Source organism: Sphingomonas sp. G5, from assembly GCF_052660795.1.
This window is the reverse complement of sequence record NZ_CP109660.1, coordinates 2959534-2973708: the sequence shown is the minus strand read 5'-3', so window position 1 is coordinate 2973708 and position 14175 is coordinate 2959534. Positions and strand designations below refer to the sequence as shown.

12 protein-coding genes are annotated in these 14175 nt (G+C 70.8%); 5 read left to right on the top strand and 7 right to left on the bottom strand.

Features of this window, described 5'->3' with window-relative positions; translation table 11 throughout:
• Positions 1–16 precede the first annotated feature (16 nt).
• From pyrG to NE358_RS14280, 4 genes are all read left to right on the top strand, one after another.
• Positions 17–1714, top strand: a complete 1698-nt coding sequence (gene pyrG, locus NE358_RS14295) for a CTP synthase (RefSeq protein WP_103211005.1) — start codon at positions 17–19, stop codon at positions 1712–1714.
• A 1-nt stretch (position 1715) separates the two neighbouring features.
• Positions 1716–2294, top strand: a complete 579-nt coding sequence (locus tag NE358_RS14290) for an NUDIX domain-containing protein (RefSeq protein WP_103211004.1) — start codon at positions 1716–1718, stop codon at positions 2292–2294.
• A 1-nt stretch (position 2295) separates the two neighbouring features.
• Positions 2296–3225, top strand: coding sequence for a site-specific tyrosine recombinase XerD (xerD, locus tag NE358_RS14285; protein ID WP_103211003.1), 930 nt, complete (start codon positions 2296–2298; stop codon positions 3223–3225).
• 93 nt (positions 3226–3318) lie between these two features.
• On the top strand, positions 3319–4959 hold the full coding sequence (locus tag NE358_RS14280) for an ABC-F family ATP-binding cassette domain-containing protein (RefSeq protein WP_289939605.1): 1641 nt from the start codon (positions 3319–3321) through the stop codon (positions 4957–4959).
• Between the two features lie 250 nt (positions 4960–5209).
• Here the strand turns inward: NE358_RS14280 and NE358_RS14275 are convergent, their stop codons facing one another.
• The 7 genes from NE358_RS14275 to NE358_RS14245 form a co-directional block, all read right to left on the bottom strand.
• Positions 5210–5554, bottom strand: coding sequence for a LysR family transcriptional regulator (locus tag NE358_RS14275; protein WP_115920039.1), 345 nt, complete (start codon positions 5552–5554; stop codon positions 5210–5212).
• A 118-nt stretch (positions 5555–5672) separates the two neighbouring features.
• Positions 5673–7211, bottom strand: coding sequence for a GMC family oxidoreductase (locus NE358_RS14270; protein ID WP_258027989.1), 1539 nt, complete (start codon positions 7209–7211; stop codon positions 5673–5675).
• Between the two features lie 11 nt (positions 7212–7222).
• Positions 7223–8617 (bottom strand): alpha/beta fold hydrolase, encoded by a 1395-nt coding sequence (locus NE358_RS14265; RefSeq protein WP_289939598.1) that lies wholly within the window; start codon positions 8615–8617, stop codon positions 7223–7225.
• A 251-nt stretch (positions 8618–8868) separates the two neighbouring features.
• Positions 8869–9771 carry an SDR family oxidoreductase gene (locus tag NE358_RS14260; RefSeq protein WP_103210998.1) on the bottom strand — a complete coding sequence of 301 codons (903 nt, stop codon included), beginning with the start codon at positions 9769–9771 and terminating at the stop codon, positions 8869–8871.
• A gap of 68 nt (positions 9772–9839) precedes the next feature.
• A complete protein-coding gene (locus NE358_RS14255) occupies positions 9840–10835 on the bottom strand; it encodes a LacI family DNA-binding transcriptional regulator (RefSeq protein ID WP_289939592.1) in 996 nt (331 codons plus the stop codon).
• A 123-nt stretch (positions 10836–10958) separates the two neighbouring features.
• Positions 10959–12113 carry a Gfo/Idh/MocA family protein gene (locus NE358_RS14250; protein WP_289939590.1) on the bottom strand — a complete coding sequence of 385 codons (1155 nt, stop codon included), beginning with the start codon at positions 12111–12113 and terminating at the stop codon, positions 10959–10961.
• Entirely contained in the window at positions 12110–12964 is an 855-nt protein-coding gene (locus NE358_RS14245) for a class I fructose-bisphosphate aldolase (protein ID WP_103210996.1), read from the bottom strand. The genes NE358_RS14250 and NE358_RS14245 overlap by 4 nt, the downstream gene beginning before the upstream one ends.
• A 128-nt stretch (positions 12965–13092) precedes the next feature.
• Here NE358_RS14245 and NE358_RS14240 point away from each other — a divergent pair, with 128 nt between their 5' ends.
• Positions 13093–14085 carry an aldose 1-epimerase family protein gene (locus NE358_RS14240; protein WP_289939587.1) on the top strand — a complete coding sequence of 331 codons (993 nt, stop codon included), beginning with the start codon at positions 13093–13095 and terminating at the stop codon, positions 14083–14085.
• The last annotated feature ends 90 nt before the right edge of the window (positions 14086–14175 follow it).

Genomic DNA, 14175 nt, shown 5'->3' with positions numbered 1-14175 from the left:
AGGATCGAAGCCCGTGATGCAGACTTCGGACGCGGGACAATCAGACGGCACGACTTTCACGACGAAGCACATCTTCGTCACCGGAGGTGTCGTCTCCTCCCTGGGAAAGGGCCTGACGGCGGCAAGCCTCGGCAACCTCCTCACGGCTCGCGGTCTCCGCGTGGTCATGCAGAAGCTCGACCCGTATCTGAACGTCGATCCCGGAACGATGAACCCGTTCCAGCACGGCGAGGTCTTCGTCACCGATGACGGCGCCGAGACCGATCTCGACATCGGCCACTACGAGCGCTTCCTCGACATCGAGCTGAGCCAAGCCGCCAACGTCACCACGGGCCAGATCTACTCGCAGGTCATCGCGCGGGAGCGTCGAGGCGAGTACCTCGGCGACACCGTGCAGGTCATCCCGCACATCACCGACGAGATCAAGCGCCGCATGCGCCTGCAGGCGAGCGAGCAGCCGCAGCCCGACGTCATCATCACCGAGATCGGCGGCACCGTCGGCGACATCGAATCGCAGCCCTTCATCGAGTCGGCGCGCCAGATCCGTCACGAGCTCGGACGCAAGAACGTGTTCTTCGTGCACGTCTCGCTGGTCCCGTTCATGGGCGCCTCGGGAGAGCAGAAGACCAAGCCGACCCAGCACTCCGTCGCGACGCTGCGCTCCATCGGCATCCAGCCCGACGCCCTCGTGCTGCGCAGCGACCGGCCCGTCACCGAGTCGAACAAGCGCAAGATCGCGCTCATGTGCGACGTCGACGAAGACGCCGTGGTCAACGCGATCGACGTTCCGAGCATCTACGACATCCCCTCGATGTTGAACGACCAGGGACTCGACGGCCACATCGTCGACGCCCTCGATCTCGAGAAGGCGAGTGACGTCGACTGGTCGCGCTGGCAGCGCGTCCTGCAGGCGGTGCACAACCCGAAGCACGAGGTCACCATCGGCCTCGTCGGCAAGTACATCGACCTGCCGGATGCCTACCTCTCGGTCACCGAGGCCATCAAGGCCGGCGGCTTCGGGCAGGAGACCCACGTGACGATCACGTGGATCCCCTCCGACCAGTGCGAGACTCCCGAAGGCGCAGCCAAGGCGCTCGGTGCGGTCGACGGCATCATCGTCCCCGGTGGGTTCGGCATCCGCGGCATCGAGGGCAAGCTCGGAGCCCTGCGCTTCGCGCGTGAGCAGGGCATCCCGACGCTCGGCATCTGCCTCGGCCTGCAGTGCATGGTCATCGAGTATGCGCGCACGGTCGCCGGTCTCGAAGGGGCTTCCTCGAGCGAGTTCGATCCCGACACCGCGCACCCGGTCGTGGCCACGATGGCCGAGCAGATCGACATCCTCAAGAGTGGGGACCTGGGGGGCACCATGCGCCTCGGGCTCTACCCCGCAGCCCTCGCGGACGGGTCGCTCGCCGCGGAGGTCTACGGGGCGAGCAGCATCTCGGAGCGCCACCGCCACCGTTACGAGGTCAACAACGCCTACCGCCAGCAGCTGAGCGATGCGGGCCTGGTGTTCTCGGGCCTGAATCCCGACCTCGATCTGGTCGAGTTCGTCGAGCTGCCCCGCGAGGTGCACCCGTACTACATCGCCACGCAGGCGCACCCCGAGCTGCGCTCGCGGCCGACCGAGCCGCACCCGCTGTTCCGCGGTCTCGTCACGGCGGCGCTGGAGCGTCACCGTTCGAGCGAGCTGTTCGACGTCGAGGAGGACTGACGTGGAAGAGCTGCGCGACGAGAAGGTCGTCCTCGAGCTGATCTCGACGGACCTCGTCTACGAGGGCGCCGTCTGGGACGTGAGGTCCGACACCGTGCGCTACGGTGACGGAGAAATGACCCGCCAGTACGTCGAGCACCCGGGTGCTGCGGCGGTCGTCGCCCTCGACGACGAGGAGAACGTCGTCCTCATCCAGCAATACCGGCACCCCATCAAGGAGCGCGACTGGGAGATCCCAGCCGGTCTCCTCGATGTGGCGGGCGAGCCTCCTCTCGAGACGGCGAAGCGCGAGCTCACCGAGGAGGTCGACCTCGAGGCGGATCGCTGGCAGCACCTCGTCTCGATGCACACCACGCCCGGAGGCAACGACGAGGTCGTCCACCTCTTCCTCGCCCGCGGTCTGCGCAGCGTCGAGACCGACTACGAGCGCGAGCACGAGGAGTCCGATATGCGCGTCGAGCGCGTGCCCCTCGCCGACGTGATCGACGGAGTGCTCGCGGGACGCCTGCGCAACGGCATCCTGGCCACCGGCGCTCTCGCCACGGCCGAAGTGCTGCGCCGCGAGGCGTCCGCCCGCTGACGTGGAGCTCGAGCGCGCGGTCGAGACCTATCTCCGGCACGTCGCGCTCGAACGCGGTCTCTCCGACCACACGGTGGCCGCGTACCGCCGCGACCTCGCGGGGTACCTGGAGTGGCTCGGCGGTCGAGGGATCAGTACGGCCGAAGAGGTGACCCCCGCCCTCGTCGCGGACTTCGCGGCAGAACGGGCCTCGGCCGAACCACCGCCGGCGTCGTCGTCACTCGCTCGCCTGCAGTCGTCGGTGCGCGGGCTGCACCGCTTCCTCGTGCGGGAGGGTCGGGTCGACGCGGACCCGAGTGGCCGCCTGCGACCCCCGAAGGCGCCCCGACGGCTTCCCAAGGCGTTGACGATCGCGCAGATCGACGATCTTCTGCGGGGGGCGGGGCCTGCGCCGGAGGCGCCGGACGCGTCCGCGGCGGATCCGTCGGCGGTCCGCGACCGGGCCCTGCTCGAACTGCTCTACGCGACCGGGGCACGCGTCTCGGAGATCGTCCAGCTCGACGTCGACGACACCGTGCACGGCGACCTTCTGCGTGTGCGCGGCAAGGGCGACAAGGAGCGTGTGGTGCCGGTGGGCTCGTACGCGCGCGCCGCGGTCGATGCCTATCTCACACGCGTTCGCCCTGCTCTCGCCGCGAAGGGGCGCGCGACGCCCCGGCTGTTCCTCGGCGTACGCGGCGCCCCGCTCTCACGCCAGAGCGCGTGGCTCATCATCCAGGCCGCGGCGGAGCGCGCGGGGCTGACCGCGCACGTCTCGCCGCACACGCTGCGACACTCTTTCGCCACCCACCTGTTGCAGGGCGGCGCCGACGTTCGCGTCGTGCAGGAACTGCTCGGTCACGCCTCGGTGTCGACGACGCAGATCTATACGCATGTGTCGGTCGACGCGCTTCGCGACGTGTATGCGACGGCGCACCCGCGGGCGCGGTGAGCGCGCGGCGTCGGGTCGCCCCGACGGTCTCGTGCCCGCGGGTGGGGCGGAAGGCGGGCACCGGGGCGGACGGCCGCCTGAGACACTAGAGGGATGACCGCCACCCTCGTCGCACAGGGCCTCGCCGGGGGCCACGGACATCGCACGCTGTTCGACGGCGTGGACCTGACCGTCGCCCCCGGAGACGTCGTCGGCGTCGTCGGTGCCAACGGAGCCGGCAAATCGACTCTGCTGCGCCTGCTCGCAGGTGTCGACGAGCCGCAGGCGGGAACGATCAGCCTCGCGCCCGCGGACGCTTTCGTCGGTTGGCTCCCGCAGGAACACGAACGGGTGGCCGGGGAGACGGTCTCGCAGTACATCGCCCGGCGAACGGGGTGCGCCGAGGCGACGCGAGAGATGGATGCCACGGCGGCCGCGCTCGGCGACCCCACGGCCGTGGGAGCCGATGACGCCTACGCGACCGCCCTCGACCGGTGGCTCGCCAGTGGAGCCGCCGATCTGGACGAGCGGATGCCGGTGGTGCTCGCCGACCTGGGGCTCGAGGTCGGTCCGGATGCCGAGATGACGGGCCTGTCCGGTGGGCAGGCTGCTCGGGTCGGGCTCGCCGCACTGCTGCTGTCGCGTTTCGACATCGCCCTCCTCGACGAGCCGACGAACGACCTCGACCTCGACGGGCTCGAGCGTCTCGAGACGTTCGTGCGCGGGCTCCGCGGTGGAGTCGTGCTCGTGAGCCATGACCGCGAGTTTCTCGCGCGGTCGGTGACGCGCGTGCTCGAACTCGACCTCGCACAGAACTCCCACCGGATCTACGGCGGCGGGTACGACGCGTACCTCGAGGAGCGCGCCACGGTACGACGCCAGGCGCGGGAGAAGTACGAGGAGTACGCCGACACCAAGGCCGATCTGGTCTCGCGCGCCCGCACGCAACGGGAGTGGTCGAGCCAAGGCGTGCGCAACGCGATGAAGAAGTCGCCCGACAACGACAAGATCCGTCGCAAGGCCGCGACGGAATCGAGCGAGAAGCAGGCGCAGAAGGTACGCCAGATGGAGAGCCGGATCGCCCGCCTCGACGAGGTCGAAGAGCCGCGCAAGGAGTGGCAGCTGGCCTTCACGATCGGTTCGGCGCCGCGGTCGAGCTCGGTCGTGTCCACTCTGTCGGGGGCGGTCTTCCGTCAGGGCGACTTCACCCTCGGCCCTGTCTCGCTGCAGGTGAACGCGGGGGAGCGCATCGGCATCACGGGGCCGAACGGTGCCGGGAAATCGACGCTGCTGCGTGGCATCCTGGGCCGCCAGACGCCGGACGAGGGGTCGGCGAGCCTGGGCGCCAGCGTCGAGATCGGGGAGATCGATCAGGCTCGCTCGCTGTTCGTCGGGGAGCGAGCGCTCGCGGAGACGTTCGAGGACTTCGTGTCCGAGATGAACGCGGGCGACGTACGGACGCTCCTGGCGAAGTTCGGGCTCAAGGCCGATCACGTCACGCGTCCGGTCGGCGAGCTGTCGCCGGGCGAGCGCACGCGCGCGGGTCTCGCTCTGCTGCAGGCGCGCGGGGTGAACGTGCTCGTGCTCGACGAACCGACGAACCACCTCGACCTCCCGGCGATCGAGCAGCTCGAGCAGGCGTTGGAGTCGTACACGGGGACGCTGCTGCTCGTCACGCACGACCGGCGCATGCTCGCCGCGGTGCAGACCGACCGGCGCTGGCACGTCGAGGCCGGGCAGGTCACCGAGCTGTAGAGCGGCCAGGGCCATCCGGCCCCGGCGCGCTGTCCGGCCCCGTCGAGCGTGCGCCGGGCGGCGACCCGGTGCGCTTGTCCGGCGCAGCCGATCGTGCCTCCGGGCAGCGGCCCCGGCCTGCGGCCCGAGGTGCGGGTCGGACGCCGCCGAGCCCGCCGAAAGGTGCGGATAAACGCTCTCTACGCACATAAACGCGTGCAGCACGTGTTTATGGGCGCAGATCGCGTTTATGCGTGGGGAGAGGGCCGAGTCAGCGGCCCTGGCGCTTCTTGTAGGGCTTGGGCTCGCCCTTCACGATCGGGGCACGGCCCTTGCCCTTGTTCGCCTTCGCCTTGCCGCCACCGGGCGCCTTCTGTCGCGGCGCGGGCGGCGGGGCGTCGGCGATGCGGCGGTGGGCCTCCTCGAGCAGCAATTCACCGGCCGGCAACAGGCGTGTGGGCGCCGTGCGCTGGACCAGGGGTTGACCGACCTCTTCCTCGAGCTTGTCGAGGGTCGTGTACAGCGAGGCGAGGGGGATGCGCAGCTTGTCGGCCGCGCGGGGGAAGTGCAGCTCCTCGGCGAGGGCGGCGAACCGGACGAGGTGCTCGAGCTTCATGGCATCCATTCTCCCGTGTCGAGCGGTGTCGCGGTGAGAGTCCGGGACACGCCGCGCCGCGTGGGGCGGGGACGGCGTGTCCCGGACACTCGCCCAGGAGGGCGGGAGGGGCCCGGAGTCAGGCGGCGGCCGAGGCCAGGAAGCGGTCGGCGGTGCGCAGCGACAGGGCCATGATCGTCAACGCGGGGTTGGCGGCGATGGCGGAGGGGAAGACCGAGTTGTCGCAGATCCAGAGGTTCGGAATCTCGTGCGAGCGGCCGTCGGCGTCGACCACTCCGTCGGAGGGGTCGTTCGACATACGGCATGTGCCGATCGTGTGCGCGGTGCGGGCGAGGACCATGGTGTCGCGCGCACCGGCGGCCTCCATCACCCGCAGCATGAACGCGGTGGCGTGCTGATCGATCGCCTTCTCGTTCTCGCCGGCGGTGAAGGTGACCCGCGCGCGGGGGATGCCGAACTCGTCGGTCTCGTCGACCAGCTCGAGCCGGTTGTCGTCCGACGGCAGACAATCGGCGTTGATGCCGATGCCTGCCATGAACCGCGCCTGGTCCAGCCGCTGCATGAGCTCGGGTCCCCAGAGCCCGCCGCCGCGCACGAGCGTGGTTGCGAAAGTCAGGGGCATGACACCGAGGCTCTGCACGAGGTAGCCGCCGGCGAAGTCGGCGTCGGCGGGGCGCATCATGTCTTCGCTGATGAGCGACGACGGATAGCCGCGGTGCCCGCGCACCGGCTCGTCGAACCGGCCCCACACCTGGGTGGCGCCGTGGGCGAGGAAGTTCCGGCCCACCTGCCCGCTGTCGTTCGCGAGGCCGGTGTGCAGCAGCAGGCGCGGCGTCTCGACGCCGCCACCGGCCAGAACGAGCGCGCGGCAGCGCTGGCGACGGTCGACGCCGCCCTTGCGGTACACGACCGCCTCGACACGGCCGCGGGCATCGAGCTCGATGCCGTGCACCATCGACTCGCTGCGGATCTCGGCTCCGGCGGCGACCGCCGCGGGCAGGTACGTGTTGGAGGTGGAGGCCTTGGCATCCACTCGGCATCCCTGGTGGCACTCGCCGCAGTTGACGCAGGCGCTGCGCTCGCCGTGGTGGTCTTGCAGCCGTGCGCGCGTGAGCACCGCCGCGGGGGCGTCTGCCCAACGGATGCCGAGAGCGTCGCAGCCCTTCGCGACGAGGTTCGCCGGGGCGTTGCGCTTCGCCGGGGCGTACGCGTACCGCCGCGAGGGGTCCCAGGGGTAGGGGCTCGGTCCGGACACGCCGATATCGCCCTCGACGCGCTCGACGTAGGAGAGCAGTTCGTCGGGGTCGACCGGCCAGTCCCGTCCCACGCCCGACTCGGTGCGCAGGGCGAGGTCGCGGCGGTCGGGACGCGGAGTGAACGCCCCCCAGTGCAGCATCGAGCCGCCGACACCGCGTCCGCTGTTGTTGGGGCCGAAGGCGGTGGGGTCGTCGCCGCCGCTCAGACGCTCCGACATCCAGTTGATCTCGACGGCCTCGGTCTCGTCGGGGGTGAGGTCGTCGAGCGAGAAGTGCCGCCCCGCCTCGAGGGCCACGACGGTGAGCCCCTTTCGCGCAAACTCGGCGGTGAGCGGGGCCCCGCCCGCGCCAGTTCCGACCACCACGACATCGACGATCTCATCGTCGGTGTAGGTACGCATCGCCTCGAGGTTCATGCCGCGTCTCCCGTCGCGATCGTGCCGCCGACGTTCGCCGGCTCCCAGTCTTCGCGGCGCCCGAGGCGCAGCTCCACATATCCGCGGATGGGCGTCCCGCCGGTGGCGAAGCCGTCGTAGCCGACGCGCGCCATGCTCGCCGGGTGGGCGAGCCACTGTCGGACGAGGTCGTTGCGCACGTCTTCGAGCCAGGCCTTGAGCTGGGCGGCGTCGAGGGTGCCCTCGGCATCGGCGTCACCCTCGACGGCCGCGCGGAAGGTCTCGACGCGCTCGGCAGGATCCGTGGGCCACGTGGCGGCCAGGTGATCGAGGCCGGTGCGGTACGCCTCGGCGTCGGCGGGCAGATCGGCGTTGCGCCACCCGTCGCCCTCTCCTCGCGCGAGCTGCGCGTCGACACGGCCGGCGATGTCGATCGCCGGGCCGTCCTGCGGAACGACGAGATCGGCGATCTCGCGCAGCAGGGTCAGCTGCGCCAGATCGAGCACCCGGGGCGCGTAACCGCGGTCATCGGGCACGGAGCGTCGGGCCAGGATGCCGCGGACCCGGTCGTCGACGCGATCGCCGGCGATGAGGCGTGCCCAGTCGTCCGGGACCACGGGCCCGACCCGCACCTCGTCGGCGACGAAGCGGGAGATCGCCTCGGCCGCCTCGGCGGGGCGCTCGAGCGGGATCATGTGTCCCGTGTCGGGGAGGGCCGTGAACCGCGCACGGGGGTAGACGGAGGCGAGCAGTTCGGGCTGCGCGGAGGCGCCCAGGTCGGCGTCGTCGGTGCCGGCGAGCACGAGCACGGGGAGGTCGAGCGTCTGGACGTCGGCGGTCACGTCGACGCGGCTTCCCGTCTCGAGCCAGGCGCGCCACGCGGTGGGCGAGGTGCGGCGGAGGTCGGCCAGCGCGAGGGACTGCGCCCCGGCATCGAGGGGCTCTGCCGTGTTCTGGTCGATGAACGTTTCGGCATCCTGTTCGGAGAGCGCCCCGCCGTCGACCCACGAGAGCATCCGCTCTCGGCGTTCCTCGTCCATCGGCTCCGGCCGTGGCGGAGACGGCGCCATGAGCACCATGCCGCGGAGTCCGAACAGCGGCGCGTCTCCGCGCAGGACGCGTGCGGCGACGAGCGCGGCGATCTTGCCGCCCATGCTGTGGCCGCCGAGCATCCAGGGGCCGTTCGCGTGGCCGGCGAGGTGGCGGAGGACGTGGTCGACGGTCTCGTCGAGCGTGGCGTCGGGGGCGCTCGCGGCGGAGCCGAAGCCGGGGAGGTCGATGCCGTGCACCCGCACGTCGCCCGCGAGCTCGTCGGCGAGACGGTCGAAGGATCCGGAGCTGGCCCCCAGCGCGTGCAGCAGGTACAGGGTGAGGGGTGCCCCGTCTGTGACGGGAGCGGATTCGGTGGGCATGCACTCACGCTCGCGCACCGAAGGGGCCGGAAAGGGTCGCTTGCGCGACGGCACGATTTGCGCAAGCACTGCGGCGGGACGATCGGTGGTGCGGGCACCGCGTACCGAACTCCTGAGAAGCGGCGGCCCTCGCCGCGTGGTGCGGGGCCGCCACCCGGTATGCGAGGTCGGGCCGCGCGGACCTCAGGAGGTTCGCACACGACGATCGCCCCGTCCGCACGTGGCGGGCCGGGGCGATCGGGACGCGCGAGTTACGGCGTGACCATGCCACCGTTGACGTTGAGCGTCTCGCCCGAGACGTAGCTCGACTCCGCGGACGCGAGGAAGACGAACGCCGGCGCGATCTCAGCGGGCTGACCGGCGCGCTGGTAGGTGCTCTCGTCGTCGAAGTGCTCCATCTGATCGTCGGAGACACCCTGGCTCACCTGCAGGGCCGACCAGGTGGGCCCGGGGGCGACGACGTTGACCCGGATGCCGCGCGAGGCGAGCTGCTGCGCGAGTCCCTTCGACAGGTTGTTGATCGCGGCCTTCGTCGCGGCGTAGTCGAGGCGGTCGGGCGCGGGCACGTAGGCCTCGAGCGAGGCGGTGTTGATGATCGTGCCGCCCTCGGGGAGGTGGGCGAGCGCCGCCTTGGTGATCCAGAACGGAGCGAAGACGTTGGTGCGGAAGGTCTGCTCGAACTGCTCGTCGGAGAGGTCGTCGACCTTCTCGACCATCACCTGCTTGCCGGCGTTGTTCACGACGATGTCGAGGCCGCCGAGCGCCTCGGCGGTGCGGGCGACGAGCTCGCGGCACGCGGCGGGATCGGTGATGTCGGTCGCGATCGAGACGCCGGTGCGGCCGGCATCCCGGATCTGCTCCAGGATGTGGTCGGCGTCGCGCTGCTCGTCGGGCAGGTGCACGATGGCCACGTCGGCTCCCTCGCGGGCGAACGCGATCGCCACGGCGCCGCCGATGCCGGAGTCGCCGCCGGTGATGAGGGCCTTGCGGCCGACCAGGCGGCCGAGTCCGCGGTAGGTCTTCTCGCCCAGGTCGGGCACCGGAGTCATATCGGCCTGGACGCCGGGCTCGGGCTGGTGCTGCACGGGCGGCTCGACGCGCGAGTAACGGGTGACGGGGTTGTCGAAGGTGAACTGATCGCGATCGGAACTCATGCGACGACGCTATGCAGGACGGGCTCCGCGGTGCGCGGCCTTGACGGGAGAGTGGATGCCGTCCAGGCTCAGCTCACTCCGCCCCGGTCGACGAGACGCGTCGGCACGAGGTGCGTGTGAGAGCCCGGCGCGGGGTCGGCTCCCCGCGCCAGCAGCGTCTCGGCGGCGCGCGTGCCGAGCTCGGTCACGTCGTAGTCGACGACGCGGATGCGACGGGGCAGCAGACGGGAGAGTTCGAAGTCGTCGAAACCGGCGATCGCGACGTCGGCGCCGCGGGGCAGGATCGCCTCGAGGGCTCCGATTGTGACGCGGTTGTTCGCGCAGAAGACCGCCGTGGGAGGGTCGGCGGACTCGAGGAGCCGGTGCACCGCGTCCCGGGCGACGGTGGGGGTGTGAAGGCCGTGGACGACCAGAGCGGGGTCGAGCGTGAGGCCCTGGGCGGCGAAGGCCTCGCGTGCTCCCGCGAGGCGCTCGACCATCGTGTAGATCTCGGGGGAGTCGAGCAGAACGGCGATGCGACGGTGCCCCGTCTCGAGGAGCTCGGCGACGGCCGCTCGGGATCCGCCGCGGTTGTCGAGGAGGATCGCGTCGGCGGGCACGCCGCTGCCGGGACGGTCGAGGAAGACCACGGGCGTTCCCAGCTCGACCTCGCGGGAGAGATACGAGTGGTCGGCGGCGGTCGGGACGACGATGAGGCCGCCGATCTGGCGCTGGCACAGATCGAGGGCGAGGGTGCGTTCGAGATCGGCGTCTTCTTCGCTGGATGCCATGACCAGGTGCATGCGCTCGCGCGTGGCGATCGCGGAGACGGCGGCGGCGATCGCCATGTAGAAGGTGTTCGAGAGGTCGGCCGCGACGAAGCCGATGGTGTCGCGGTTGCCCGACCGCAGGCTGGCTGCGAGGGAATTGCGGTGGTAGCCGAGCCTGCCGACCGACGCGAGGACGCGCTCGATCATGGCGGGGTCGACATTCGGCTCGCCGTTGACCACGCGCGACACGGTCTTCAGGCTCACCCCGGCGTCGGCGGCGACGTCGATCATGGTGGGCCGACCGGTCTTGCGCATGCGTCTCCTCGAGGGATGCCGCGCGGGGTCGGCATCCCTCCGAGCATACGGATATCGCCGGTCGCGCCGGAAAACGCGAAGAAGGGGGCGCCCGCGATCGGCGGGACACCCCCTGGGTCGTCGTCAGGTCTCGGGTGTGACCAGTGCGCCCGTCTCGTGCGAGGCGATCGCGGCGGCGAAGAGTCGGTGCGTCAGCGCGGCCTCGTCGGGGCGGACGCACCCGAAGCCGTCGCCGAGCTCGCCCAGGTACTCGGCGAGATAGGCCGCCCACATCTGCAGGATGGCATCCGAGAAACCGGACTCGAAGTTGGGACCCGTCACCGTCGGCCAGACCGACTGGCTGCCCGCGTCGACGCTCTGCCAGCTCTGCTCACGCCCGACGCCCGGCACGTCGACGAAGGCGAAGACCTCGACCTGCTTGGGGTTCTTGGTGCTGAAGCGCACGCCGCCCGACATGCCGATGGCCTCGAACTCCCACGTGTTCTTCTGCCCCGGTGCGATGCGCTTGGTCTCGGTCGTCAGAGGGAAGGGGGCGCCGTCGTGGCGCGCCCACGAGTGGATGACGGCGTTGTCCCAGGTGTCGCACGGCTGGGGCGTGCCGTCGGGGCCGGGGCGCTCGGTGACGATGTCCTGCAGGATGCCGACGACCTTCTCGGGCGTCCAGCCCAGGCGCAGCGGCACGTGCCACGTGTGCATGCCGAGGTCGTTGAGCACCCCCGCGTCGCCGCAGAACTGCTTCTGCCGCTTCCAGTTGAGGGGCTTGTTCACGTCGATGTCGCTCGAGTGCAGGAAGGTGCACTTCGCCTCGACGATGCGCCCGAGCGCGCCCGAGCGGACGTAGTCGACCGCCCACTGCGCACCGGGGAAGAACGGCATCTCGCTCGAGACGCGCACGAACGACTCCGGAGTCTCGTCGATGGCGGCGACCACCGCGTCGGCGGCGGCGCGGTCGATGCCGAACGGCTTCTCGGCCAGCAGCGCCTTGCCGGCGCGGACGGTGTCGACGTAGAGACGCTCGTGCAGATCGTGCCGCACGGCGATGTAGACGACGTCGACGCGGGGATCGGCGAGCAACTCGTGATGATCGGTCGTGGTCAGCTGCACCGAGTCGATGCGCTCGAAGAACTCGAGGGCCGCGGGGTTGATGTCGCACACCGCGACGAGTTCGGGCTCGGCGGGGTGCTCGATCAGCGCGGGCCAGCGGCGCAGGGCCGCGGCGATCTCGCGCCCCATGAGGCCGCCGCCGATGATGCCGACACCGATCTTCGTGCCGGTCACGCGCGGTCTCCTTCGCCGGTGCCGCCGATGAGGGCGAGGGCTTCGTCGACCGAGGCGTCGTCGTGCACCACGGACATGAGGGCCGCGGTGATGCCGGCCGGGTCGCGGTGCTGGATGACGTTGCGACCGTAGACGATGCCGCGAGCGCCCTGCGCGAGCACGGCCTTCGTGCGCTCGAGGAGGGTGCGGTCGTCGACGCGTCCTCCGCCGCGCACCAGCAGGGGGGTGTCGCCGGCGGCCTGGATGACCCGGTGGTACTCGGTGATGTCGTCGGTGGGGTCGGCCTTGATAAGGTCGGCGCCGAGCTCGCGCGCCTGGCGCACGAGAGTGACGACCTTGGCGGTGTCGCCGTCGACCCCGTACCCGCCGGTGCCGGGCTTGGTCTGCATGACCAGCGGCTCGATCATCAGCGGCATCCCGTACTTCTCCGCGTCGCTGCGCAGCGCCAGGATCGAGCGGATGCACTGCTCGCGCACCTGCGGTTCGCCCGGGAGATCGAGGAGGTTCACGCACACGGCGACGGCGTCGAGGCGGACCGCGACCTCGATGGCATCCGGGACGTGGATGCTGTGCAGGGGCGACTCGAGCGGGTCGCCGTAGACGTTGGCGATGTCGGTGCGCAGCACGAGCCCGGGCTTCTGCTTGCCGGGGACGGACTGCAGCAACGGCGCCTGTCCGAGGGTGAGCTGGACGGCGTCGGGACCGGCGTCGACGAGGGTGGCGACCGTGGCCGCCATGTCTTCGATGCCCGTCAGGAACGAGTGCTCGTGGAACGCGCCGTGGTCGACGGCGACGTCGAGAGCGCGGCCGGACCGCGCGTTGAAGAGGCGATTGAGGCGGGGTTTCGACATGGGGTGTGGGTCTCCGAAGCGTCGTGTCGGGGCGCGGCTCTGCGCTCGACGGTCAGTATGCGGGGCGAAAGACAACGTTGTCAATCACTGCTAGCGTGGGCGGCGTCACGGCGAGGAAGGCGGGGCTCATGGGCGAGCTGTACGGACGGTCGATCGACGACGCGAGACGACGGGTGGGTTCGCCTGCCGCGCTCGCGGCGGTGGAGGCCTCGGTGCGATCGGATGGACCGGATGCCGGGACTCGACGCCTGCGGATCGTCGCGGGCGATCTCGACGTCGAGCTGCTGCCCGACCGCGGACTCGACCTCGGCCAGGTGCGACACCGTGGCGTCCCCCTGGCCTGGGTGTCGCCGACCGGCTGGCCGCGCCCGGGTGCGACCGGCTTCGGCGCCGCGTTCGGCGGCGGTCTCGTGACCACCTGCGGCTTGCTCTCCTTCGGCCCGCCCTCGGTCGACGCCGAGGGGGAGCACCCGCAGCACGGGCGGTACAGCGGCCTGTCGGCATCCGTCATCCGTTCGGAGGTGACGGCCGATGCCGTGGTGGTCGAGGCCGTGGTGGTGGAGGCGACCGTGCTCGGCGCGCACCTCGAGCTGCGCCGGAGCGTGCGCGTGCCGCTCGGCGACGGACGGATCGAGCTGCGTGACGAGATCGTGAACCGCGGTTCGCGCGAGGTCGAGCCCATGGTGCTGTATCACGTGAACCTCGGCTGGCCGCTCGTCGACGCGGGCACGATCCTGCGCTCGCCGGCCGATCGCGTGCTCGCGCGCGATGCTGCGGCCGAGGCGGGGCTGTCGTCGTGGGCGGAGTTCCCCGAGCCGTCCCTGCACTATCCCGAGCAGGTCTTCTCGCACGAACTGCCGGCGGATCGCCTCGTGGGCGCCGAGGTGATCTCGCCGTCGGGGCTCGGCATCCGGATCTCGTTCGACACCGCCCGGCTGCCCGGGATGTTCCAGTGGCGGGTCGCCCAGGACGACGGGGTGGTGCTCGGGGTCGAGCCGGCGACGGCGGCGACCATCCTGGGTCGGGGAGAGGCGCGAGCGCGCGGACTGCTTCGTCCGCTGGCGCCGGGCGCCTCGTGGGAGCTCGGTCTCGACATCGATGTCATCGAGATGCGTCCGTGACTTGACAACGTTGTCCGATGGGGCTCATGCTGTCTCCATCGAAGCCCGCCGCAGGGTTTCCTTCCGGATGACAACGATGTCGGAGATGCG

Bases quoted from the DNA above. Each gene is read 5' to 3' on its own strand.
- NE358_RS14280 (WP_289939605.1), top strand. From the start codon at position 3,319: ATGACCGCCACCCTCGTCGCACAGGGCCTCGCCGGGGGCCACGGACAT.
- NE358_RS14255 (WP_289939592.1), bottom strand. From the start codon at position 10,835: ATGCGCAAGACCGGTCGGCCCACCATGATCGACGTCGCCGCCGACGCC.
- NE358_RS14245 (WP_103210996.1), bottom strand. From the start codon at position 12,964: ATGTCGAAACCCCGCCTCAATCGCCTCTTCAACGCGCGGTCCGGCCGC.
- NE358_RS14260 (WP_103210998.1), bottom strand. From the start codon at position 9,771: ATGAGTTCCGATCGCGATCAGTTCACCTTCGACAACCCCGTCACCCGT.
- NE358_RS14265 (WP_289939598.1), bottom strand. From the start codon at position 8,617: ATGCCCACCGAATCCGCTCCCGTCACAGACGGGGCACCCCTCACCCTG.
- NE358_RS14275 (WP_115920039.1), bottom strand. From the start codon at position 5,554: ATGAAGCTCGAGCACCTCGTCCGGTTCGCCGCCCTCGCCGAGGAGCTG.
- NE358_RS14240 (WP_289939587.1), top strand. From the start codon at position 13,093: ATGGGCGAGCTGTACGGACGGTCGATCGACGACGCGAGACGACGGGTG.
- pyrG (WP_103211005.1), top strand. From the start codon at position 17: ATGCAGACTTCGGACGCGGGACAATCAGACGGCACGACTTTCACGACG.
- NE358_RS14270 (WP_258027989.1), bottom strand. From the start codon at position 7,211: ATGCGTACCTACACCGACGATGAGATCGTCGATGTCGTGGTGGTCGGA.